Source organism: Emticicia oligotrophica DSM 17448 (assembly GCF_000263195.1).
Taxonomy (GTDB): Bacteria; Bacteroidota; Bacteroidia; order Cytophagales; family Spirosomataceae; genus Emticicia; species Emticicia oligotrophica.
This window is the reverse complement of sequence record NC_018748.1, coordinates 1,285,201-1,308,755: the sequence shown is the minus strand read 5'-3', so window position 1 is coordinate 1,308,755 and position 23,555 is coordinate 1,285,201. Positions and strand designations below refer to the sequence as shown.

The following is a 23,555-nucleotide window of genomic DNA, read 5'->3' as shown; positions in this document are numbered from 1 at the left end:
TTGGTCAAAGTAAACCTCCTACACATAAATCATGCCTACAAACAATTTTGATATTAGTGGACTTTCCCAGCAACAGGTTTTAGATGCCCGAGAAAAATTTGGTAGTAATAGCCTTCAGTATAAAAAAGAAAATGGTTTTCTGGAAGCTGTCAATGACTTGATAAAAGAACCTATGGTGATTTTGTTATTGGTAGCTTCGGTTATTTATTTTATCAGTGGTGAATATGGCGATGGTATTTTTTTAGCATCTGCCATTGTATTAGTGGCCACCATTTCACTTTACCAAGACTCTCGAAGTCGAGATGCTCTTGAAAAACTTAAAAATTTTACACAGCCTACCTGCAAGGTTATTCGTGATGGCGAAATTGTTGAGATTCCGAGTGATGAATTGGTACAGGGCGATAGCCTTGTGATTGAAGAAGGTACACTAATAGCAGCCGATGGTATTATTGTTCGCTCAAATGATTTTTCAGTGAATGAATCAATTCTTACAGGAGAATCACTTTCAGTTGAGAAAGATGCCAATAAAGAAGATAACAATGTTTTTAGAGGAACAACCGTGGTTAGTGGTTTGGCAATTGCAACTATCACGGCCATTGGTAATGAAACTAAACTGGGCAAAATAGGGAAAAGCCTTGAGAGTATTGAAGAGGAAGAAACTCCTCTGGAACTTCAGATAAGCAATTTTGTCAAAAAAATGGTTATTGCAGGGGCTATTGTTTTCCTGATTGTCTGGGCAATCAATTTCTTTAAATCGAAAGATATTCTTGACAGTTTGCTCAAAGCCCTCACCTTGGCCATGAGTATTCTACCCGAAGAAATTCCTGTGGCTTTCACTACTTTTATGGCATTGGGTGCTTGGCGATTAATGAAAATGGGAATTGTGGTTAAACAGATGAAAACCGTTGAAACACTCGGTAGTGCAACTGTTATTTGTACGGATAAAACGGGAACAATTACCGAAAATAGAATGTCGTTGGCAAAGATTTTTGTATTAGGTTCTGATAAAATAACCGAGCCGAATAGTGCATTGACTGATACTGAGAAAAACCTGATAGAAATAGCCATGTGGGCAAGTGAACCCATTCCTTTTGACCCTATGGAAATAGCCTTACACACGGCCTATGAAAAAATGGTGTTGAAAGATGAACGGCCTAATTTTGAATTAATTCATGAATATCCTTTGGAAGGTAAACCACCTATGATGACGCATATTTTTGCAAATAAAGCAGGAAAACGCTTCATCGCAGCCAAAGGAGCAGCCGAAGCCATTATGAATATCAGTATTTTGACCGAAACCGAAAAACAACAAATCAATGAAGTGATTGAAACAATGGCCAAAGATGGTTATAGGGTTTTGGCAGTTGGCGAGGCTCAACTTGAGGGCGATATTTACCCAGCAACTCAACAAGAATTTAAGTTTGGTTTCAAAGGTTTGGTGGCTTTCTATGACCCGCCTAAAAAGAATATTCAAGCGGTTTTGAAGAGTTTTTATAAAGCAGGAATTGATGTGAAAATCATCACGGGTGATAATGCTGCTACAACTACTGCTATTGCAAAACAAATTGATTTTAAAGGTTTTGAACGTAGTCTTACGGGTGATGAATTGATGCAGTTATCGGAAACAGAATTACAGCAACGAGTGAAAGATACCAATCTTTTTACACGAATGTTTCCTGAAGCTAAACTTCGCATTATCAATGCACTAAAAGCCCAAAATGAGATTGTAGCCATGACAGGCGATGGAGTAAATGATGGCCCCGCCCTCAAAGCAGCACATATTGGCATTGCAATGGGTAAAAAAGGTACGGAGATTGCCAAACAAGCAGCTTCATTGATTTTGGTAGAAGATGATTTATCGAAGATGGTTGATGCAGTGGCTATGGGGCGGAAGATTTATACAAATCTTAAAAAAGCTATTCAATATATCATTTCAATTCATATTCCTATTATTCTAACGGTTTTTCTTCCTTTGGCTTTGGGGTGGATATATCCTAATATATTTTCTCCGGTACACGTCATTTTCTTAGAACTAATCATGGGGCCAACTTGCTCAATTATCTACGAAAATGAACCAATGGAGAAAAATACGATGCAACAAATGCCACGCCCATTTACGACTACGTTTTTTAGTTGGAAAGAATTAGCAACCAGTGTTTTGCAGGGTATTACGATAACTATTGGTACACTTGCTGCTTATCAATATGCAGTAAGTGCAGGCTTTGACGAATCTCTAACTCGAACGATGGTTTTTGTTACACTTATTAATGCTAATATATTTCTAACCTTAGTCAATCGCTCTTTTTACTATTCTATTTTTACAACATTAATGTATAAGAATAACTTAGTTCTATTGATTATTTCTATTACTCTAGCACTAATTGGATTGCTGATTTTGGTTAAACCCTTAGCCAATTTCTTTGAGTTTACACCGCTAACTATCGACCAACTGGGTATTTGCCTCGGAATTGGCTTTATTTCGGTGATTTGGTTTGAGGTGGTGAAATGGTGGAAGAGGAGGTGAGAACGTGTTGACTCTATTTGCTTGTATTGATTATTTTTCTCAATTTCTGATGAAGAAATATTTCTTTTTAATTCGTTGAAGCCAACAATTAATAACTTGTTATTGAAAGATGTTTCTTCTAATGCGGTGATAGGTTAGTTCTAAAATACAGGGATAGGCTTGTGACTATCCCTGTATTTATCGCATTCTACCTCTCAGGCACAATCAAAGCTGGAATGGCTTTTTGCTTATACATTTCGTTGAATTTCGCTACTTCTACATTAATTAGTTTGTCTAAAGTTGCCTTGTGTTTTTCCCATTCTTTTGTTAGGTCGTTTAAGCGAGTGGCTGCACCTGAAGTTGGTCGTGGGTCATGTACATCGACACGGTTTTTCAGGTCGAGCAATTCAGCATTGAGGCGATTATAAAAGTTAATCACATCTTGGAAAGTCTCTTGTTTTGGCGTAATTAGGTTTTCTTCCCATGCCGTTATTTTCTTCAAAACAGCCTTTCCTGTATCTACCAAAGCCACCATATCTTTATTATCTTTCAGCAATGCCGTGATGTTTTCTATCTGGGTTTTCACTTTTCTCATTCGATTAACCGAGTTGTGAATGTCTTTAGTTTGAGCCTCAATTTTGGCTAACATAGCTTGCTGAGCGTCGAAATCGGCTTTGGTTGCCTTTAGGCGTGGGTCGGCTATAATGGTGGCCTCGGTCATAGAAGTATCTTTCTCGGCAATGAGTCTTACTTTATATGTGTTTGGGGCTACCAACGAACCACGGTAGTCGCCATTGACAAAAACTTTGCTGATTCCTGCAATGCCTTCTCGACGCATATCCCACGCAAAACGATTGATACCTTTTTTACTCGGCATAACGGCTTTTTCGGCTGGGCCGCCTTCGTAGCGTTGATAATTCAAGTCTTTCTTGTTATCGTAAGTTCTGATGATGTTTCCTTGATTATCAAGTATCTGTAAAACAACATTGGAACTGTCCATGTCATTGGGCAAGAAATAATCTAAAATTACGCCATTCATCGGGTTTTGGCCAATGCCAGGAACTGGCTCCGAGGGTGTTTGCGAATCAAATTTTACGGTAGCTTTCGGCATGAAAACTTTAGCTTTATTTGCTGTTTGTAGGTTTTCAGATTGTTGTAAAACTGCCAAATCATCTAAAATCCAAAAGGCACGTCCAGCCGTAGAAGCCACCAAATCATTATCATGAATAACCAAATCAGTAATTGGTACAACTGGTAAATTAAGCTGTAATTTCTGCCAATTTTCTCCTTGATTATACGAAATATAAAAGCCCAACTCGGTGCCACAATACAATAAACCTTTGCGTTTTGGGTCTTCTCTCACCACTTTGGCAAAACTTTCGGCTTCAATGCCTTGCGTGATTTTCTTCCAAGTTTTACCATAATCTTTTGTTACGTAAATCAGAGGCGTAAAATCATTAAAACGATATTTGGTAGCCACAATATAGGCCGTTGCAGGGTCATGTGGCGAAACTTCGATGCTGTGAATCAAGCACTCATCTAAATCTTTTGGGGTAATGTTTTGCCAAGTTTTACCATCATCTTGTGTCAGATGCACCAATCCACAATCGCTACCTGTGTATAAAACACCTTCTTTATGTGGCGAAACCGCAATATAGGCTAAAGTATTATAGACTTCGCCCCCTGCACCTTCGTTGGTGTATGGGCCGCCGCCATCTTCTTGTTTGGCTTTCTCGTTTCTGGTTAAATCGTCGCTAATTACTTGCCATGTTTGTCCATTATCGCTACTCTTTAAAACTACATTTCCTCCGTGATAAATAGTGCCATTTTTGAAAGGCGAAGCCATGATTGGAGCATTCCAGTTGAAGCGGTATTTTTGAAGTTTAGGCGTTACGGCCAAACCAATGTGCGGATATGCCATTACATCTTTCACAATGCCTGTTTTGGTATCATAAACTTCAATATTCCCTTGATAACAACCCCCATAAATTACTTGTGGGTCGTTGGGGTTATCGAAAGCAATGTAGGCCGACTCGCAACCTGGGCCAGTGAACCAATCTTGGCGTTCGATGCCTGCTCCGTTGGTGCGAGAAGCCGTACCGAGTGAAGAATTATCTTGCTGACCACCATAGACATAATAAGGGAAACGATTATCGGTAATTACTCGATAAAACTGTGCCGTTGGTTGGTTGTTTTGGCTGCTCCAACTTGCACCACCATTAAACGAAATATTTGCTCCACCATCGTTGGCGTTTATCATTACTTGGTTATTGGTCGGGTTTATCCAAAGGTCGTGGTTATCGCCGTGAGGCACACGCATAGGAGCAAAGCTACGGCCACCATCGCTCGATTTTAAGAATGGAGCATTCATGATATACACCAAATCGGCATTGAGTGGGTCGGCAAAGATTTCGATGTAATACCAAGCACGTGTAATCGTGATTCTTTGTTTCGATGATTGAGTCCAAGTTTTTCCTGCGTCATCACTTCTATAAACACCTGCTTTATCGCCTTCGGCTTCGATATTGGCATAAACTCGGTTAGGATTTGCCCTTGAAACCGAAACCGCCGCTTTGCCTATATTTTTTGGTAAACCTTCGGTCATTTTGGTCCAAGTATCGCCACCGTCAACCGATTTGTATAAAGCACAACCTGCTCCACCACTTTCAACTTTCCAAGGATAGCGGCGATGTTGCCACATGGCAGCATACAAAATTCTTGGATTGGTCATATCCATGCTCAAATCGGCACAGCCGGTGTTGGCATCAACATAGAATATTTTTTGCCAAGTTTTACCTCCGTCAGTAGTACGATAAATGCCTCGGTCTTCGCTGGGGCCGTGTAAAGCACCTTGAGCTGCTACATAAACGACGTCTGGATTGGTCGGGTGAATTCTGACTGCCGCTATGTGCTTTGTTTTTTCGAGGCCAATATTTTTCCAAGTTTTTCCAGCATCGGTCGATTTATAGATCCCATCACCATGCGAGGTCATCATGCCACGAACGGGGTGTTCGCCCATTCCTACATAAAGTACATTAGGGTCAGACTCGGCAACCGTAATTGCTCCAACTGAGCCAGTTTTTAATTGCCCGTCGGAAATATTTTTCCACGAGATACCAGCATCTTCAGTTTTCCAGATTCCGCCACCAGTCGAGCCGAAATAATAGGTCATAGGGTTTTGTTTGACGCCCGTAGCGGTTACGCTTCTACCGCCGCGAAACGGGCCAATATTTCGCCACTTTAAACCTTTGTAAAGCTCAGGATTGAATAGAGGCGGTGTAGGTGCTGTGGTTGCCTTTTGAGCAAATGATATACTAAAAAAGCAAAATAGTGTAAGGAGAATAGGTAAAACTTTCTTCATTTTGTTGATAATTTAGGAAGTTGATTAGGTAAAAATAAGAGAAAGTTTAATACTTCTGTTGAATTTATTTTAGTTTAATGAAAGAAATAAAAAAAGGCCTCTCTATAAAAGAGAAAGCCTTCTGAAAGAGACCTCAAAATTTATTAGCTATTGCCTTTTATCAAACACATTACCTTTCACAAACCACGAAAACCCGAAGGCTTCTAAGGCAATTACTTCAAACCAGAAAGTAAGGTTATAATGATCGAATTCTGTTTTAGAAAATATTCCAAAGCAATTGGTGGCAATTATCAGCATTGAGAGAAGCATTAATAAGCCACATATAACAAAGATTATTTTTTCGCCTTTCAATTCAGGTAAAACTAGCCCTTCTGGGTCACCTTTTTTCTTGGTAAAAAGAAATATCGACATTAATGCCAAGCTGCCCAAAAACATTCCTGCCATAATGAAATGAAACTTAATTCTAATTTCATTATCATTCAAATGAGTAATGATGTAGTCACAATTAATAAGATTAGTATCACACGTAATATTGCTTGTAGGAAAGTAAAGTAGTAATAATGCACACACGCCAGCTATTGAGGAAAGGATAAAATCAATGGGCTCATACCCTTTATAAACTAATAGAAAAATAGCTAATAAACTCACAATAATGGTAAATATAGTACCTGCTCGTGTGTAAAAATAGTGGCTTATTGAGTCCATGGGGCTTTGAACACCATTTTGGATTAATAAAAGTAGCCAAAGGAGAAGTGGTAAAAGCATCCCCAAAACTCCTACTAAAATTCGTAGCGTTGTTTGTTTCTCTAGACCAATTCTTTCGGTATTAGAGTAATCAAGCATTGGATTTTCCATATTAAAAGGTTCGGTAAATGGTTGTTTATTTTGATTGAATTTAAGAGAAGTTTTTTTGTTGCAAAAAAGAATTGGCTCATTTTTATTTATTGGAGTATTGACTGATATAGCTAATAATGTGAAGTATTTATGAAAATAAGCCCTGAAAATCGTACTCAAAACACCATTTTTTATGTGATTTCAAGGCTTTTTCCTTAGTTTTGCCTTTATAAAAACATAATTCAAGACAAGTGAAGAACTTGTTTGGTTGCCAATGCTTCAGATACTCTATAATTTTTCGATATACGCATATACATTTATCATTAATGTTTTAGCTCCATTTAATTCAAAAGCAAAACTTTGGGTTGATGGTAGGAAAAATATTTTTGAAAGGCTTGATTCGGCTTCGCTCTCCAACCGTAGTTCGGCTTCGCTCTCCAACCGTAGTTCGGCTTCGGTCAGCAACTCGTTTACCGAACGAAGTCGAGGTAGTCTTGCTTGGTTTCATTGTGCTTCTTTAGGGGAATTTGAGCAGGGAAGGCCAGTAATCGAGGCTTTTCGAGCAAAATATCCTGCTTATAAGATTTTAGTGACGTTCTTTTCACCTTCGGGCTATGAAATTAGGAAGAATTATGCTGGTGCAGATTTTATATTTTATCTTCCAGCAGATACACCTTCAAATGCCCGAAAATTCATAGAAATAGTACAGCCCTCGATAGTTTATTTTGTGAAGTATGAGTTTTGGCGAAATTACTTAACAGAACTAGAAAGAAAGCAAATTCCTGCAATTTCATTTTCTACAATTTTTCGCCCAAATCAATTTTTTTTTAAACCTTATGGAAGATTTTATAGAGAAATTTTGAAGAAGTTTAAACATATTTTGGTGCAGAATCAAGAGTCTTTTGATTTGCTGAAAAGTATTGATATTGAGCAAATTACATTGGCAGGCGATACACGTTTCGACCGTGTAAAACAAATTGTTGATGCTAAAAAAGATATTCCGATTGCCGAGCGATTCAAAGCAAACCGACAAGTATTTATGGTAGGTTCGGCATGGCAAACTGATATGGAAGTCTTGATTCCGTTGATGAATTCACTTCAAAATGATTCAAACTTAACCTTCGTTATTGCTCCACACGAAATTCATCGAGAGGAAATAAATACTTGGCAAAAGCAAATTGAGTTGAAAAGTATTTGTTTTTCAGAAGTAAAAGATGAAACACAACTCAATAATTATCAGGTACTTATTGTTGATAATATCGGAATGTTGTCATCGCTTTATCAATACGCCGACTTTGCTTTTATTGGTGGTTCGTTTGGAAAAGGCTTACACAATACTTTAGAAGCGGCAACATTCGGAATGCCTATTTTCTTTGGTAATAGGGCTTATCATAAATTCAAAGAAGCGGTTGATTTGGTCAGACTCGGAGGTGCATTCGCCATCTCTTCAACCGAAGAATTGGCCGAAATATTAAAAGATTTACGCTCAAACGAAGTAAAAAAGAAAGAATCTGATAAAATTTCGCAGAATTACGTTTTGCAGAATATTGGTGCTACCGAAAAAGTAATGGCAATAACTCAATCAATTCTTAACGATTAAATAAACACCAGCTACAATTAGCAGCCCACCTGCAATTCTCCAACCATTAATTTGGTGTAGTTTGAAGCCTAAAAGCCCATAATGGTCAAGTAGCATGGCTGTTATGAGCTGCCCTGCTACGATTAAACAAATCATATTGGCCGAGCCGATTTTTTGTACACTCAAAATAACCGTTGTTACAAAAAAAGCACCTAGTACACCACCGGTTAGCTTCCACCATTCTAATGATTTCAAGGTTGTCAGCGTTGGCACTGATTCTTTGAAAAAAGGAGTTATCAAAATTAAGCCCAATAAACCCGAGGCAAATGAAATGATAGCAGCGTAAATAGGGTTATTGATTGACCTCCGTAATTCCGCATTTACGCCCGATTGCGTGCTGTTGGTTACACCACACAAAAAGGCAAGAATATAGTAGATGATGCTCATGACTTTGGACTATTGATGGTGCCATACCTTATTATCGCAGAAAACAGGTGTGGCACCATTAGTGCGATACAATTTTTTAGAGAATTACCTTGCCAAGCATGGTAATATACAGTTTTATACCTTCTTCAATTTCATCAAGATAGATAAATTCATCGGCTGTATGTGAGCGAGCTGAATCGCCTGGACCCATTTTTAATGAAGGACAATCGAGCAAGGCTTGGTCAGAGGTGGTAGGCGAACCATAAGTATTACGACCCATGCTGATTCCTGCTTGCACAATCGGATGTTCCTTCGGAATACTCGACGGACGCAAACGAATTGAGCGAGGCACAACTTCACTTTCGATGTTTTTCTTCACTACTTCCGTAATTTCTTCCAAAGTATATTGCTCTGTTACACGAATATCAACGGTGAATTTGCAGGTATCAGGCACAACATTGTGCTGAGAACCCGCACTAATCATCGTCACGCTCATTTTGATTGGTCCTAAGTTTTCGGAAACTTTTGGGAATTTATAATTCTGAAACCACGCAATATCTTTTACTGCTTTATAGAGAGCATTTTCGCCTTCATCACGGGCAGCGTGTCCTGATTTTCCGTGAGCAATACAATCTAAAACTAAAAGACCTTTTTCGGCAACGGCTAAGTGCATTTGCGTAGGTTCGCCCACAATGGCAAACTCGATTTCGGGTAATTCAGGTACAACCATTTCAAGCCCCTCACGTCCAGAAATTTCTTCTTCGGCCGTGGCAGCCATCACAACGTTATATTTGAGGTCTGTCTGATAGTAGAAATAGCAAAAAGTAGCAATCAACGAAACCAAACAACCGCCAGCATCATTGCTTCCAAGACCATAAAGTTTGCCATCTTTTACCAATGGGTTTAATGGGTTGAGAGTCCAAGATGGATTTGGCTTTACAGTGTCGTGATGGGAGTTTAATAAAACGGTTGGTTTTGAAGCATCGAAATGCTTGTTTTTAGCCCAAATATTATTTTTTTTACGGCGATACGGAATATTTCTTTCACGGAAAAACTCTTCGATAATTGCCGCCGTTTCGTCTTCTTGTTTGCTGAAAGATTCGGTTTGAATCAAATCTTTCAGAAGCTCAATGGCATCTTTGGTAAGTGTTTCAACTAATTCTGAATTTTGAAGCATAAAGTTCAATGATTAAAGCGGAACGCCGCCCGTTTTGACTGAGCGAATGATAGAAAAATCTTCTGATTTGCTCAAATAATATGATTTATATTGTTGACTGTGAACAGTGTACTTACAAAATTATCTGTGTTCCTCTAGTTCCTTCAGCAACCGCTTGTTTTAGTTCATCAGCATGACAAATCGTAACCTTCGCAACGCCACGGTTGAGGGCCGCAAAAGCATTGTCAAGTTTCGGAATCATGCCTGCATTGATAGCCCCTGATGCCTTGTAATCGGCATAAACACTTGGTGTTAGCTGCGGAATCACCGAGTCATCATTGTTAGGGTCTGAAAGTACGCCTTTTTTCTCAAAACAATAAATTAAATTTACTTCATACTGCTCGGCCATGGCAACCGCCACCGAAGATGCCTGTGTATCGGCATTGGTATTGAGCATATTTCCTTCTTTATCGAAAGTAAGTGGAGCAAAAATCGGAGTAAGATTATGCTGCAAGAAATTATCAATCAAAGGGGCATTCACTTTTTCTATATCGCCCACATAGCCGTAATCAATCTCTTTAACTGGGCGTTTTTTTGCCAAAATTACACCACCATCAGCACCCGTTAGGCCAAGAGCATTACAACCAAGAGCTTGTAATTGTGCAACAATTTGTTTGTTGACCAAGCCGCCATAAACCATCGTAACTACTTCAAGCATGGGTAAGTCTGTAATTCTGCGACCATCAACCATTTTGGTTTCTACATCGAGTTTGACGGCAATTTTCGTGGCTACTTTTCCACCACCATGAATCAAGATTTTTGAGCCTTCGAGTGCGGCAAAATCTTCTAAAAATTGCTTACATGAGCGAGGATTATCTATGACATTGCCTCCGATTTTGATAATGTTAAGTTTCATTTTATTTCTTTATTAAGGAAGTCTTCGCTTCAAGCGAAGACTTCCTTGAAAAATATAGGCTTTTACCTATATTTGTAAACTTTAATAATACAAAATTACAAAATGAAAATCGAAACTCTTGCGATTCATGCAGGAAATCATGGCGACCCAACTACTGGTGCAGTTGTGCCTCCGTTGGTTTTATCTACTACATTTGAGCGTGCCGAAGATGGGAGCATCGTAGAAGGGCGTGATATTTATACACGAGCGTCGAACCCTAATCGACGAGCTTTAGAAGAAAAATTAGCAGCCTTAGAGGGTGGAAGTGAGGCCATTGCTTTTGCTTCTGGACAAGCAGCAACAATGAGTATTTTTCATACTTTGGGAGCAGGGAGTCACGTAATTTTACCCGATGATATTTACTACAATACCAGAGTAATTATTGAGGGGCTTTACGCCAATTTCGGACTTACTTGCACGGCCGTTGATATGACAGATTTAGGAGCAATCAAAAAGGCAATCAAGAAAAATACAAAATTGATTTGGATTGAAACCCCCTCGAATCCGAGTTTAAAAATCACAGATATTCAAGCAGTGGTGAAAATCGCTAAGTCGAAAAATATCATGGTAGGATGCGATAATACTTGGGCTACCCCATTTTTTACTCGTCCATTCGATTTTGGTGTTGATGTAGTAATGCACTCAACCACCAAATATTTTGGTGGTCACTCTGATATTTTAGGGGGCTGTGTGATTCTACCACCTAATGCGTCCTCAAGCGAACTAGCCACAAAAATTCGTACTTTCCAAAGTGTTGGGGGCGGAGTACCTTCACCTTTTGATTGTTGGTTATTGAATAGAAGTTTATCAACTTATGCTATAAGAATGCCTATTCATGCCCAAAATGCCCTGAAATTGGCTGCTTTTTTGGAGGCTCAACCGCAAATCGAAAAAGTAAATTACCCTGGACTGAAATCAAATGAATATCATAAGGTTGCTAAAAAGCAAATGCTTGGTGGATTTGGCGGAATGATGTCGATTTTAGTGAAAGGTGGACAAAAAGAATCAATGGCATTGGCATCGAAACTAAAGATATTTAAGCACGCAACGAGTTTGGGTGGAGTTGAAAGTTTAATCGAACATCGTTTTTCGGTGGAAGGTATTCATTCAACTAGCCCCGAAAACCTTTTGCGTATTTCGGTAGGCATTGAGAATATAGATGATTTGATTGCGGATTTCAAACAGGCTCTCGCATAAAACTCAAACTTATTCGTTTAATTCGCAAATAATTTTAAAAGAGTACTTTTCTCAAAACAAAACTAATACTAATGAAAAAAATCCTTTTTTCGATTTTAATATCCTCGTTTCTTCTTCAAACAAACGCCCAAGAACTAAAAACAAAACTAAACTGGTTTAACCTTGATTTTGAGAAAGACGGTATTCGTGGAATGAGCGTTGAGCGTGCTTACAATGAGCTTTTGAAAGATAAAAAATCTAAACCAGTTGTAGTAGCCATTATTGATGGCGGTACTGATGTAAACCACGAAGATTTGAAAGATAAACTTTGGGTAAACAGCAAAGAGATTGCTGGAAATGGTAAAGATGATGACAAAAACGGATTTGTGGATGATATAAACGGTTGGGATTTTATCGGAGGAAAAGATGGTACAGATGTGCACCATGAGCAAGTCGAAATGACTCGTATGTTGAAAGCAATGAAAGATAAATTCGGTGATAAACCTTCAAAAAAGCTTATCCGTAAAAACAAAGAGGAGTACGAGTTGTATCAAGCATTACAGAAAGAATTTGATGAGAAAAAGGCTGAAAGCGAACAATATGCTCCTTTCTACAAACAACTATACAACAACTACGTAGAATCGGAAAAAGTAATAAAAGAATATTTGAAAGTAGATAACCTTACTCAAGCGGCCATCAAAGGTATTGATGAAAGCCAAGCCGACCGTAAGGTAAGAGCGGCAAAAAAAACACTCGAAAAGTTTATTGAATTAGGGGCAACAGGTGCTGATATTAAAGAAGCAGTTGAACATTTTGAGAGCGAGTTGAAATACAACTACAACCTTGATTTTAATGCTCGCAAAGTAATAGGCGATAATCCTAAAAAGCTCGAATACGGCGAATATGGCAATAATGAAGTTACTGGGCCAGATGCCATGCACGGTACGCACGTAGCGGGTATTGTTGGAGCAAATCGCAATAACAATTTGGGTATTATGGGCGTGTGCAACGATGTACAATTGATGATTGTTCGCACAGTGCCAGATGGCGATGAGCGTGATAAAGACGTAGCCAATGCCATTCGCTATGCTGCTGATAATGGTGCTGAAATTATCAATATGAGTTTTGGTAAGAAATACTCTCCAGAAAAAAAATGGGTTGATGATGCCGTAAAATATGCTCAATCGAAGGGAGTTTTATTAGTAGCAGCCGCTGGAAATGATAATTTAGATACCGATGTTGATGTACATTATCCAACCGATACTTACGAAAATGGGAGTGTTGCTGAAAACTGGATTTCGGTAGGTGCTTTATCGTGGAAAGCAGATGCCGATGCGGTGGCAACTTTCAGTAACTTTGGTAAGAAAAGCGTAGATGTTTTTGCTCCGGGGGTAGATATTTATTCAACAGTACCGGGTTCTAAATACGAAGAGAAAAGTGGTACAAGTATGGCAGCTCCAGCTACAACTGGGGTAGCAGCTTTATTGAAATCATATTTTCCTAATCTTACGGCTGCTCAAATCAAGAAAATTATTTTAGATTCTTCAATAAAATTATCGGATATGAGAGTGAAAAAGCCAGGTAGCGAAGAATTAGTGATGTTTGACGACTTATCGGCCACGGGTGGAGTTGTAAATGCCTATAATGCCGTGAAAATGGCTATGGAAATGAAATAAGAATTTCAGTAGAGACGTTGCACGCAACGTCTCTACTAAATAATATCAAGCCAAAGTTCCGATTAGCTTTTCTCTCTTCTCTGGATTGTTCTTCGTGTTTTCGGCAACACTTCCCAAAAGTGCTATTGAAACTTTATTTTCATCAAAAACTACAGTTAGTTTATCGCCATGAATTTGGTCAACAAACTTAAAGTTTATTTGTAAGGTATTATCGTTAAGCCAAGTAGCGGTGCTGGCAATTCGTGAAGGAATCACAATAGGATTGGCTGAAAATGGATTTTTCTGTTTAGCAGGATTTACTTTCCACTTTTCCCAACCGAAACCAATTTTTTCCATTCCTTTACCAAAATTCAAGCGTAAAACGCCTGCATCATCAAATAAGCCAAAACCCATTTGGGTGATACCAAACGCATTTTTTTCTACATTAAAAATTTTATCGCTGTATTTACTCATCAACGAAGATTTAGTTGAACCCTTTGGTACTGAAAGTGATAACTCCGCAAGTTCTGTTTTCAAAGCCGATAGCTCCGAAGGATTTTCTGGTAAAGTTGTATTTTTAATTGCTGGCAAAATGGTTTGATAAGCAGTATCCATTGATTTTTGTAGGTTCCAACTTTCAGAAGTCATTACCAAAACTGCATCTTGCTCAGGCATTACCATACAAAATTGTCCATACGCACCATCGCCACGATAAAAACCTGGCTTGCAACGCCAAAATTGATAACCATATCCCTGCGACCAATCATTATCACCCGCCTGTGAAGTAGTTTGCTTGCTTGTAGCTTCATTTATCCAACTTTCGGGTAATAATTGCTTGCCCTGCCATTTGCCTTTTTGCAAATAAAGCTGTCCGAATTTAGCAATATCTTCCGTACTAACTCGTAAGCCATATCCTGCGGTATTTAAGCCCTGTGGCGATTTTTCCCAGTCGTAGCCTTTGATATTCAGTGGAGCAAACAAACGTGGTTGAAGATACTCTTCAAGGATTTGCCCAGTTACTTTATGTAATATTGCACCGAGCATGTAGGTTGCCCCTGTATTGTACATAAAGAAAGTGCTTGGTTCGTGTTCCACAGGTTTTTCAAGAAAAGACTTCACCCAACTTTGGTCGGGCTTTGCCCGAATATCGGGCATCGAATCTGTGTGATGGCCGGTATTCATCGTAAGTAAGTGCTTGATTTTCATCGCTTTCAAGTTTTCAGATGGCGATGCGGGTGTTTCTTCTGGAAAGAATTTAATGACTTGGTCATTTACAGAAATCTTGCCTTCTGTAACAAGGAAACCGATGGCTGTACTCGTAAAACTCTTTGAGAGCGAATAGAGTGTATGTTTATTGGCAGCTGAAAATGGTTTCCACCAACCTTCAGCTACTACGTTTCCGTGTCGAAGTAGCATAAAGCTGTGCCACTCAAGACCAGAATCTTTGATAGCTTTTAAGAAGTTTCGAATGCCTTCGGAAGATATACCCTGTGATTCAGGACTCTTTCGGGCTAAACTTTGGGGCGTTTCGGCAAAAGAATAAAAATTAGGTAAGATACTCAAACCAATAGAGCCAAGCCCTGTGGTTTTGATGAAATCACGGCGAGAAGTTTTCATTTTTTAGAGAAAGGTTGAATAGTTTTGTAGTTAAGTACTTCGTGCCACGCTCTTAATTTATCAAAATCAAGTCGTGGCACGAATCCTATATCAAACATACAATATTATTACAACTCTTCCCGAAAAACGTAATACTATTTTACGGCTTTCAAGCTTAAATCAAGGCTTTTAGCTGAGTGAGTTAGATAGCCCATTGAAACATAGTCAACGCCACAATCGGCATATTCTTTTACATTTTTTGGCGAAATATTGCCAGAAGCTTCCAATGGGAATCGTCCATCTACGATTTTGATAGCTTCTCTGATATTCTCAAAACTAAAGTTATCGAGCATAATTCGTACTACGCCGCCTATTTCGAGTGCCTCTTGGAGTTCGGTAAGGTTTCGCACTTCAATTTCGATTGGTAAATCTTTTCCAGTAGATTTTAAGTATTGATGGGCCGCATTTAAGGCATTCTTTATGCCTCCGGCATAATCTACGTGGTTATCTTTAATCAAAATCATGTCAAACAAGCCAAAGCGGTGGTTTACTCCGCCGCCAATCTGCACGCCCCATTTTTCAATCATTCTGAAACAAGGCGTGGTTTTACGGGTATCCAAAACCTTGGTTTTTGTTCCTTTGAGTAGTTTAACCACTTGGCTGGTTGTAGTAGCTATTCCGCTCATGCGTTGCATACAGTTTAAAACCAATCTTTCGGCGGTAAGAATCGAGCGGTCACGACCCTCTACATAAAAGGCAATATCACCGTATTTTACAGGTTTTCCATCTTTAATTAGAACCTGTACTTTGAGGTCTTTATCAACAATCTTAAAAATCATCTTGGCTAACTCAACACCTGCCAAAATACCCTCATCTTTTACCAATAGTTTTGCTTTACCAATGGCATCGGTTGGTACCGTTGAAAGAGAAGTGTGGTCGCCATCGCCAACGTCTTCGGCAAGAGCGGCTTTAATAAATTTATTGATTGCTCTTTTATCTAATTTCATATTTCTAAGGTCGGTACCAAGGTGCCGACCGTTTATGTTTTGAAAAGTGTTTTATTCTTTCAATGTGATTCTTCCCCAATAATTCTTAACCCTTCCAAAGTTAATTCTCTGTTAACTTCTACGAACTCTTCTTTTAAAGTCGAAATAATCGAAGAAAGTCCACCTGTGGCGATGGCAATGCAGTCGCCTCCGAGTTCGGCTCTTATTTTATGAATCATATTTTTTACCAAACCCTCATAACCCCACAAAATTCCAGCTTGAATGGCGTGAACAGAGTTCTTCCCAAGCACCGAATTCGGTAATTCCAAAGGTACTTCGGGTAATTGGGCTGTATTCGAAAACAAGGCCTTTACGGCTGTGCGTAAACCCGGAGCAATTGATACACCCAAAACTTTTCCTTCTGCCGATACAATCGTAAATGTAAGAGCAGTACCGAAATCTACTACTACGCAGTTGCGTTGGTATTTGGTAAAGGCCGCTACTGCATTCGCCACTAAATCACTACCGATTTCGTCAGGGTTATCAATAGAAACCGATAAAGCAGGGAAGATATGAGCATTGACAACAATTGGCTCAATGCCAAAAAGATTAATAATCAACGACTTGAAAACAGGTGTAAGCGGTGGAACTACACTACTTAATACCACTTTCGTAATATCAGAAAAACGAAGGTTGTTTTCAAGAAAATACTGACGAAAACGGTATTCAAAATACACGTAGTTTTCGTCTTTTAATGATTTAATTCTAAAATTATGCAAAAGTTTTTCGCCATCGAAAAGGCCAAATGTGGCATCTGTATTACCAACGTCAATGACTAGTAATAAGGATGGGTTTTGCGTAATGGGTGCTGGGTTTTGAGTCAATGTTGAGTTTTTTTGATGCCAAAGTTTGCTAAATCTTCTTAATCTTTCAAATCTTTTTCAGAAAATTGCTTACATTAAAGGTTTTTACGCTTCAAAAACACAAATCCATTTTGCTCTTTGATAAGCTCAAGGTTTGGGTGATTTCGGTATTCATCGTATCGGTCGAATTTCGTTACGAAGAAAACAGGTTTATCAACTTTTCCATTCAATAGCCAATCTTCGTATTTTTCTCCAAGTTTTGCCGAAACATCAGAAACTGGTTTCTGGAAATAAAATAAATGAGCGTAACTCTTAAAACCTAATACGTGAACGTAAACTTCTTGCCCACGTTTCGACTCATAAAAATCAATGGCTGCTCCTTGTGTATAACGCTCGATTTTTGGAACCACCATTGCTCCAAATAAAAACAAACAAATGGCCGTAGATAAGGAGAGTGTATAAATAAACACTTCTTTTCGTTTGTGTCTTAATACCAAAACTGCATAAAGAATTACGGCAAAATAAAGTATTCCAATAAATATTTCGTAAGTATGCCATTCTACTACCGCTTCGAGGTTTTTTACAGCAAAAGGGTCTTTGATATACGGAATAATGGCCCTGGTATTCATGCCCACTAGTGGAACTGCGGCCAAGATTAATGATAAAATACCTCCAATGCTAATTAAGCCAAAACTAACCCATTTATTCCAAGTGGCACGCTCATTGAGCCAATCGTAGATAAATTTGGCGGCTAAAAACGAAACCGGGAAATAAGCCATCGAAGAATAATGCACAATCTTAGTCGTGACGATACTAAAAAGAATCATTACTACCCAAAAAGTAGTTTTCATCCACGGTACAAAAGCTGTTAGTTCATTAAAAGTACTATCAATCTTTGCATGATTATATGTAAAAGCACGAATGGCAAAAATCGAAATTGGAAAACAACCAATCAGCACTACAACGAAATGATAATAAAATGGCTGACCATGACCAGCATCAGGCGTACTGAAAAGTCTTATCTGATAAGTGATGAATTCTTTGAAAAACCAAGGGCCATTGTTGAAAAGCTCATTTGCGAACCAAATAGAGGTTATTAGTAGGCAGCTTATTCCAAAAATTACCATTTCTTTCCATTTGATATAATTTTTAAATCTTATATTGAGACCATAGAAAAATATAGTTAAACCCCAAATGAGGCCAGCAACGGGTCCTTTAGTCAAGATTGCAAGCCCAATGAAAAATCCAGAAAATATGATGCTTTTTAAATATTGAATTGGCTCAATTTTTGCTGTAAAAAAGAAATAGATGCCTAAAAAGATACACAAGTTAAATGTTGGGTCAATAATACCAGATTTGAAGTACAAATGAGGTGTGAATGCACCCAAATACATCAGCGACCAAATAAAACCAAAGGTGCTATCTTTAAGTTTTTTCCCAATTATAAACAATGTAATTAGAGTGATAACTCCAATACAGGCATTTGGGAAGCGTGCTGCAAACTCATTCACTCCGAAAATATGCATAGCAATGGTCTGCATCCAAAAGAAAAGTGGAGGTTTTTCCCAGAAAGGCTTAAAATCAATTTGTACACGACTATAATTACCGGTAAGAATCATTTCTCGGGCCGACTCGGCAAAGTTTATTTCATCCCAATCGAAAAGATGGACACCCCCTAGAAATGGAAAATAAAATATTAATCCTAATAAGATGATGTACGGTAGTTTCGTTGTTTGTTTAAGCATTATATTTCTTAGTTAATTTAAAAATTTTTAAAACGACTGGCCAATTTATCAAAAAAAAGTCTTTAAATGCCCATTTTTCATCGGTTTTTAAGCAAAACATAAATTTTGATAAAATAAAAAAAATATCGTAATTTGTATTAAAAAATAGTTTTATAAGAAGAAAAATTTCTCAAAAAGTGCATAGGGAAATAGAAAATATTTTAAGAAAACTCTACGAAACCATAGAGCGATTTTATCCTGATGATGTAAAGATAGATGATAAAAAGTATCTTGAAAAGTCAGGGCTTATCAACTTGTTGAATAACCAACAAGGGAATCTCTCTTTTTTAATAGATGTCAGACACTTAAGGGTAGTTCAAGCAAGCGGAAACATATTGAAGTACACAGGTTACAGTGAAGAAGAATTCTCAGAGGGTATTCTTATGAAGTTTCTGACAATGTTTGAGAAAGAGCATCATTTATTCATGAGCACAATTATAAATTGGGTATTGAATATTGAAAAAAACTTAGATTTTGTATATAAAACTCGGCAATTCATCAGTGCATGGGGAATGAAACTGCGTGATAAAGAGAACCGTCTCATGCGTTGGTATATCAATATAATTCCAGTTGAATTTAATGTAGAGAAATATCCAACGGTGGTTATTCTTTCTATTCAAGATGTAACACATTTGGTAAAAGGAGATGAATATTGTATTAGAGGTTCATTTGGTATGCAAGAAAAAAAAGTTTTTGTTTACTATTCAGGAGAAAAAAGAACATTAGAACATGATATTGTTTCGGAGCGAGAGCGAGAAGTGCTTCAATACATTGCACAAGGTTTAGATACTAAACACATTGCAACCGAAATGAAAATTAGCCCAAATACAGTAGATAATCATCGTAGAAATATGCTTGCCCGTACGGGTACGAGAGATACAACTGCATTGATACAAATATGTAGAATGGTTGGTGTTCTATAATTTTTGAATATCAATAAGTTAGGAAATTGTTATTAGGCTTTATTCTAAAACTAAATAAAAGAGAATTAGTTAAGTTTTTTTTTGAATAATATTTTATGTAAACAACTGATTATAAGTATTTTGTTAGTTTCGTATAGTTGTTTAGTCATTCTGACTATTGTCTTAACGACAAATTTTAGAGAAATCGCACACTAAACTAAGAAATTCACTTTTTTAGTCACAGCAAAAGTTGTTTTGGGTTCATCGGGGGACATTTTATGCCCCCTTTGCCTTTTTAACAATTTATCTATATATATACGATGAGAGACGCATTCCTGTAAGGTGTGCGTCTTTTGTTTTACAGGAGAAATAGAAATAGTTAATAAAATAAAAAGCCACCAAGCAAGTAGGGCTCGATGGCTAGTAATTAGGATATGGATTTATAGTCCTTACAAATTTGAGGATTGTTTTGATAAATTAAAATTGACATAAGTCAAGAAATGAAAGGTTGCCTTGTTAAGTGCTTAACGCTCAGCTCTTTTAGAACGCACTCTACTAAGAGTTTCAGGGCGAATATTTAAGTATGAGGCAATGTATTTCTGAGGTATGCGGTTGGTTAGTGTAGGAAAAGTTTCCTCAAACCAAGTTAGTTTTTCTTCAGAACTACAATACCTAATCAATAATAGAAATTTTTCGTAAGTAATTAGGTGCTGTTCGATTACGAGCCTACTCACTCGCTCCATTTGAGGTACTGTCATGTAGATATTTTGAATGTTTTCCTTAGTTATAGCCCAAAGTTTTACTCGCTCAATCGCTTTAATTCCCATTTGAGTAGGAACTTCATTGATAAAGCTTATAGTTGAGTAAGCAAAGCTACCCTCTGGTATAAGCCAGCGTGTATTAGTAAGCAGACCATCTTCTTGGTAAGAAAACTCTTGTAAAACAAACCCCTTCTTCTACAAAATAGAGTTTATTGTTTACATGACCTATATCTAAGATAATAGTATCTTTTTCGTAAGATTCAAGCTTAAAATATTGGGCAACCGTTTGGAGATTTTCTTGTGTAAATTGGGCATATTGTTGTAAGCCTAGTAACATTGGGTGCTCTAGATTCAGCATGGTTATTGGGTACTATATCATAAATTGAAAGAAAAGCAAAATAAGATAAAGAGCCAATACGCTCAAAATTATAATTTCAAACGCATTAGCTCTTTAAGCTACCTAAGGAAGGTTTTTAATATAGTTTCGGGAATAATGTTGGCTTGGCTTCGTGCATGATTTCGTAGGCAGCATCGAAGATGGTTTCAGCATTTGGCTTTGAAAAATAATCACCATCAGATGCATACGCTGGTCTATGGGCTTGTGCCGAAACTGCTTTAGGAGCAGAGTCTAACCAGCGATAGGCTCCCTGTTTATCAACCACTTCTTGCATCATAAATGCTGATGCTCCCCCCGGAACATCTTCGTCGGCAAAGATGACACGATTGGTTTTTTTGATAGACTCAGTAATTGAATGATGCACATCAAAAGGTAATAGCGATTGTACATCTATCACTTCTACATTAATTCCAACCTCTTCTAACTGCTGGGCTGCTTCCATGACAATTCTGCACATCGAACCATATGTAACGATTGTGAGGTCAGTACCTTGTTTTAAAACTTCGGGAACGCCTAAAGGCAGACAAATTTCATCGAGGTTAGTCGGTAACTTTTCTTTTATTCGATAGCCATTCAAACATTCAATAATAAGAGCGGGGTCATCGCCTTTAAGAATTGTATTATAAAAACCTGCGGCTTGTACGAAATTTCTTGGCACTAACACATGCATACCACGCAAAGAACCTAACATGGCTGACATTGGTGAACCTGAGTGCCAAATTCCTTCAAGACGGTGGCCACGTGTACGAACTATGAGTGGTGCCTTCTGTTGTCCAACCGTACGGTAGCGTAGCGAGGCTAAATCGTCGGTTAAGGTTGCTAAGGCGTAATAAATATAATCGAAGTATTGAATCTCTACAATCGGACGTAAGCCACGCATCGCGGCTCCAATGCCTTGCCCAATAATGGTTGTTTCACGAATCCCGGCATCGGTAACTCTAATTTCTCCGTATTTTTCTTGAAGCCCCGCAAAACCTTGATTTACATCGCCGATTTTTCCAACATCTTCTCCAATGGCAAATACTCGTGGGTCTCGCTCTAATAATTTATCGAAATAGGTATTGATAATTTCACGACCATCAACAAATTGACTTTCTTCAGTATATTGAGGTGCTACTGATTTGACAAACATTGGTGAAGATGGGAACTCACTCAGCAAATGAGAATTAAAACGTTTGTAGTTTTCGGGAGCTACATCATTGAGCCATTTGCTTAGTTCTTTTTTTGCCGTATTCTCTTCAAAACGCATGGTTCTGATGGCTTTTTTTACAGCAGCGATTACATCGCGTCTGGCTGCATTTTCAGTTTTTTCGAGCCCCTCTCTTATGTTCGAAATAGCCTTGGCATTTTTGCTTTCGGTGGTTGCTTTTTTGAGTATCGCTAAGGCTGAGTCATACTCTGGCTTTAGTGAGTCACGGTAGGCACTCCAAGCAGCATTGCGTGATTTTTTTGCTACATCTTTGGCATTGGCTTCTATTTCGCTGATTTCTTCTGTTGTGGCGTATCCATTTTCCAAAATCCATTTTTTGAAAAGTGTATTACAATCAAATTCTTGTTCAAATTTTAAACGTTCTTTTGATTTGTAACGCTCATGCGAACCAGATGTAGAGTGTCCTTGTGGTTGAGTTACTTCAACTACGTGTACGAGTACAGGCACGTGTTGGTCGCGGGCATAAAGGGCTGCTTTTTGGTAGGCATCAATTAGCTCTACATAATTCCATGCACGAGCAACAATTATTTCAATGCCATTAGAATTTTCTTTGCGTTGGAAACCCGCCAAAGCTTCCGAAATACTCGATTTGGTGGTTTGATATTTTATCGGAACAGAGATACCATAGCCATCGTCCCAAACCGAAAATATGATGGGAATTTGCAAGACACCAGCCGCATTGATAGATTCGAAAAACATACCTTGTGAAGTAGAGGCATCACCAATGGTGGTAAAACATACTTCATTTCCTTTTTTCGAAAATTTTGTAAATTGGTGTAAAGCAGGATTCTCTCTAAACAATTTTGAAGCATAGGCCAATCCAATCGCACGTGGCATTTGGCCCGCCGTTGACGAAACATCGCAAATGGTATTATACATCTGGGTTTGGTCTAGCCATTCGCCTTTTTCATCCAATAATTTATTGCCGTAGTGGGCGTTCATTGAGCGGCCACCTGTAAATGGGTCGTGGGCAGTATCAGTGTGTGCGTATAATTGAGCAAAAAACTGTTGCCAAGTAAGCCCACCAACAGCGGCCAAAAATGTTTGGTCACGGTAATATCCCGAGCGGAAATCACCCATACGAAAAACTTTCGACATAGCAATTTGAGCCAATTCTTTTCCATCTCCAAAGACACCAAATTTGGCTCTACCCCTGAAAACGTCCTGTCGGCCAATGTAACTTACTTCACGGCTTTCACAAGCTATTCTATAATCATTGAGTACTTCTTCTTTCGTTAAAAGAACATCGGTAGAGGCAACTGAGGCAAGTAGGTTTGTCATAAAATGAAAAATAGAGTGAATGGCTCACTACTGGCTATAGAACCAAAAATATGGGTCTGTATTCTTAAAAAAGAAAATAGTTAGCATAACAACTATTTTCCATGTAAAATTAGAAAAAAATATTTCAAAA

Annotated in this window: 17 protein-coding genes; 5 read left to right on the top strand and 12 right to left on the bottom strand. The window is 38.2% G+C overall.

Annotated features, from left to right (window positions below; all coding sequences use genetic code 11):
* The first annotated feature begins 31 nt into the window (after nucleotides 1–31).
* Nucleotides 32–2,524, top strand: coding sequence for a cation-translocating P-type ATPase (locus tag EMTOL_RS05450; protein WP_015028273.1), 2,493 nt, complete (start codon nucleotides 32–34; stop codon nucleotides 2,522–2,524).
* Between the two features lie 187 nt (nucleotides 2,525–2,711).
* Here EMTOL_RS05450 and EMTOL_RS05445 read toward each other — a convergent pair whose 3' ends face one another.
* Both EMTOL_RS05445 and EMTOL_RS05440 read right to left on the bottom strand, forming a co-directional pair.
* Entirely contained in the window at nucleotides 2,712–5,864 is a 3,153-nt protein-coding gene (locus EMTOL_RS05445; RefSeq protein WP_015028272.1) for a WD40/YVTN/BNR-like repeat-containing protein, read from the bottom strand.
* A 147-nt stretch (nucleotides 5,865–6,011) separates the two neighbouring features.
* On the bottom strand, nucleotides 6,012–6,719 hold the full coding sequence (locus EMTOL_RS05440) for a hypothetical protein (RefSeq protein WP_041693932.1): 708 nt from the start codon (nucleotides 6,717–6,719) through the stop codon (nucleotides 6,012–6,014).
* A 253-nt stretch (nucleotides 6,720–6,972) separates the two neighbouring features.
* On the opposite strand from EMTOL_RS05440, the gene EMTOL_RS05435 reads away from it, so the two are divergent.
* Nucleotides 6,973–8,298, top strand: a complete 1,326-nt coding sequence (locus EMTOL_RS05435; protein ID WP_015028270.1) for a 3-deoxy-D-manno-octulosonic acid transferase — start codon at nucleotides 6,973–6,975, stop codon at nucleotides 8,296–8,298.
* On the opposite strand, the gene EMTOL_RS05430 is transcribed toward EMTOL_RS05435, so the two are convergent.
* From EMTOL_RS05430 to argB, 3 genes are all read right to left on the bottom strand, one after another.
* Complete coding sequence (locus tag EMTOL_RS05430) at nucleotides 8,281–8,724, bottom strand: DMT family transporter (protein WP_015028269.1); 444 nt, start codon at nucleotides 8,722–8,724, stop codon at nucleotides 8,281–8,283. The genes EMTOL_RS05435 and EMTOL_RS05430 overlap by 18 nt on opposite strands.
* Before the next feature lie 76 nt (nucleotides 8,725–8,800).
* The gene (locus EMTOL_RS05425; RefSeq protein WP_015028268.1) at nucleotides 8,801–9,880 is read right to left on the bottom strand and encodes a M20 family metallo-hydrolase; all 1,080 of its coding nucleotides are present in this window, start codon (nucleotides 9,878–9,880) and stop codon (nucleotides 8,801–8,803) included.
* Nucleotides 9,881–9,992: 112 nt separating this feature from the next.
* Complete coding sequence (gene argB, locus EMTOL_RS05420; protein WP_015028267.1) at nucleotides 9,993–10,775, bottom strand: acetylglutamate kinase; 783 nt, start codon at nucleotides 10,773–10,775, stop codon at nucleotides 9,993–9,995.
* 102 nt (nucleotides 10,776–10,877) lie between these two features.
* Here argB and EMTOL_RS05415 point away from each other — a divergent pair, with 102 nt between their 5' ends.
* Both EMTOL_RS05415 and EMTOL_RS05410 read left to right on the top strand, forming a co-directional pair.
* Nucleotides 10,878–12,011: a trans-sulfuration enzyme family protein gene (locus EMTOL_RS05415; RefSeq protein ID WP_015028266.1), complete on the top strand. Its 1,134-nt coding sequence runs from the start codon at nucleotides 10,878–10,880 to the stop codon at nucleotides 12,009–12,011.
* 71 nt (nucleotides 12,012–12,082) lie between these two features.
* Nucleotides 12,083–13,666 (top strand): S8 family peptidase, encoded by a 1,584-nt coding sequence (locus tag EMTOL_RS05410; protein WP_015028265.1) that lies wholly within the window; start codon nucleotides 12,083–12,085, stop codon nucleotides 13,664–13,666.
* Between the two features lie 45 nt (nucleotides 13,667–13,711).
* On the opposite strand, the gene EMTOL_RS05405 is transcribed toward EMTOL_RS05410, so the two are convergent.
* From EMTOL_RS05405 to EMTOL_RS05390, 4 genes are all read right to left on the bottom strand, one after another.
* Nucleotides 13,712–15,262, bottom strand: coding sequence for a serine hydrolase domain-containing protein (locus tag EMTOL_RS05405; protein WP_015028264.1), 1,551 nt, complete (start codon nucleotides 15,260–15,262; stop codon nucleotides 13,712–13,714).
* A 134-nt stretch (nucleotides 15,263–15,396) separates the two neighbouring features.
* On the bottom strand, nucleotides 15,397–16,248 hold the full coding sequence (gene nadC, locus EMTOL_RS05400) for a carboxylating nicotinate-nucleotide diphosphorylase (protein WP_015028263.1): 852 nt from the start codon (nucleotides 16,246–16,248) through the stop codon (nucleotides 15,397–15,399).
* A gap of 59 nt (nucleotides 16,249–16,307) precedes the next feature.
* Entirely contained in the window at nucleotides 16,308–17,111 is an 804-nt protein-coding gene (locus EMTOL_RS05395; RefSeq protein WP_015028262.1) for a type III pantothenate kinase, read from the bottom strand.
* Nucleotides 17,112–17,185: 74 nt separating this feature from the next.
* Complete coding sequence (locus tag EMTOL_RS05390; RefSeq protein ID WP_015028261.1) at nucleotides 17,186–18,835, bottom strand: ArnT family glycosyltransferase; 1,650 nt, start codon at nucleotides 18,833–18,835, stop codon at nucleotides 17,186–17,188.
* A 176-nt stretch (nucleotides 18,836–19,011) separates the two neighbouring features.
* Between EMTOL_RS05390 and EMTOL_RS05385 the strand changes: the two genes are divergently transcribed.
* Complete coding sequence (locus EMTOL_RS05385; protein ID WP_015028260.1) at nucleotides 19,012–19,797, top strand: LuxR C-terminal-related transcriptional regulator; 786 nt, start codon at nucleotides 19,012–19,014, stop codon at nucleotides 19,795–19,797.
* 503 nt (nucleotides 19,798–20,300) lie between these two features.
* Here EMTOL_RS05385 and EMTOL_RS05380 read toward each other — a convergent pair.
* The 3 genes from EMTOL_RS05380 to EMTOL_RS05370 all read right to left on the bottom strand — a co-directional run bounded on the left by EMTOL_RS05380 (nucleotide 20,301) and on the right by EMTOL_RS05370 (nucleotide 23,425).
* Nucleotides 20,301–20,603 (bottom strand): Crp/Fnr family transcriptional regulator, encoded by a 303-nt coding sequence (locus EMTOL_RS05380; RefSeq protein WP_052315345.1) that lies wholly within the window; start codon nucleotides 20,601–20,603, stop codon nucleotides 20,301–20,303.
* Between the two features lie 73 nt (nucleotides 20,604–20,676).
* Complete coding sequence (locus EMTOL_RS05375) at nucleotides 20,677–20,895, bottom strand: cyclic nucleotide-binding domain-containing protein (RefSeq protein ID WP_041693426.1); 219 nt, start codon at nucleotides 20,893–20,895, stop codon at nucleotides 20,677–20,679.
* A 115-nt stretch (nucleotides 20,896–21,010) separates the two neighbouring features.
* Complete coding sequence (locus tag EMTOL_RS05370) at nucleotides 21,011–23,425, bottom strand: alpha-ketoacid dehydrogenase subunit alpha/beta (RefSeq protein ID WP_015028259.1); 2,415 nt, start codon at nucleotides 23,423–23,425, stop codon at nucleotides 21,011–21,013.
* Nucleotides 23,426–23,555: the final 130 nt, after the last annotated feature.

Excerpts from the sequence above, each read along its gene's own strand:
- EMTOL_RS05375 (WP_041693426.1), bottom strand. The coding sequence starts at position 20,895 with ATGCTGAATCTAGAGCACCCAATGTTACTAGGCTTACAACAATATGCC.
- EMTOL_RS05370 (WP_015028259.1), bottom strand. The coding sequence starts at position 23,425 with ATGACAAACCTACTTGCCTCAGTTGCCTCTACCGATGTTCTTTTAACG.
- EMTOL_RS05410 (WP_015028265.1), top strand. The coding sequence starts at position 12,083 with ATGAAAAAAATCCTTTTTTCGATTTTAATATCCTCGTTTCTTCTTCAA.
- EMTOL_RS05390 (WP_015028261.1), bottom strand. The coding sequence starts at position 18,835 with ATGCTTAAACAAACAACGAAACTACCGTACATCATCTTATTAGGATTA.
- argB (WP_015028267.1), bottom strand. The coding sequence starts at position 10,775 with ATGAAACTTAACATTATCAAAATCGGAGGCAATGTCATAGATAATCCT.
- EMTOL_RS05440 (WP_041693932.1), bottom strand. The coding sequence starts at position 6,719 with ATGGAAAATCCAATGCTTGATTACTCTAATACCGAAAGAATTGGTCTA.
- EMTOL_RS05425 (WP_015028268.1), bottom strand. The coding sequence starts at position 9,880 with ATGCTTCAAAATTCAGAATTAGTTGAAACACTTACCAAAGATGCCATT.
- EMTOL_RS05415 (WP_015028266.1), top strand. The coding sequence starts at position 10,878 with ATGAAAATCGAAACTCTTGCGATTCATGCAGGAAATCATGGCGACCCA.
- EMTOL_RS05430 (WP_015028269.1), bottom strand. The coding sequence starts at position 8,724 with ATGAGCATCATCTACTATATTCTTGCCTTTTTGTGTGGTGTAACCAAC.
- EMTOL_RS05445 (WP_015028272.1), bottom strand. The coding sequence starts at position 5,864 with ATGAAGAAAGTTTTACCTATTCTCCTTACACTATTTTGCTTTTTTAGT.
- EMTOL_RS05380 (WP_052315345.1), bottom strand. The coding sequence starts at position 20,603 with ATGGGAATTAAAGCGATTGAGCGAGTAAAACTTTGGGCTATAACTAAG.
- EMTOL_RS05450 (WP_015028273.1), top strand. The coding sequence starts at position 32 with ATGCCTACAAACAATTTTGATATTAGTGGACTTTCCCAGCAACAGGTT.
- nadC (WP_015028263.1), bottom strand. The coding sequence starts at position 16,248 with ATGAAATTAGATAAAAGAGCAATCAATAAATTTATTAAAGCCGCTCTT.
- EMTOL_RS05435 (WP_015028270.1), top strand. The coding sequence starts at position 6,973 with ATGCTTCAGATACTCTATAATTTTTCGATATACGCATATACATTTATC.
- EMTOL_RS05405 (WP_015028264.1), bottom strand. The coding sequence starts at position 15,262 with ATGAAAACTTCTCGCCGTGATTTCATCAAAACCACAGGGCTTGGCTCT.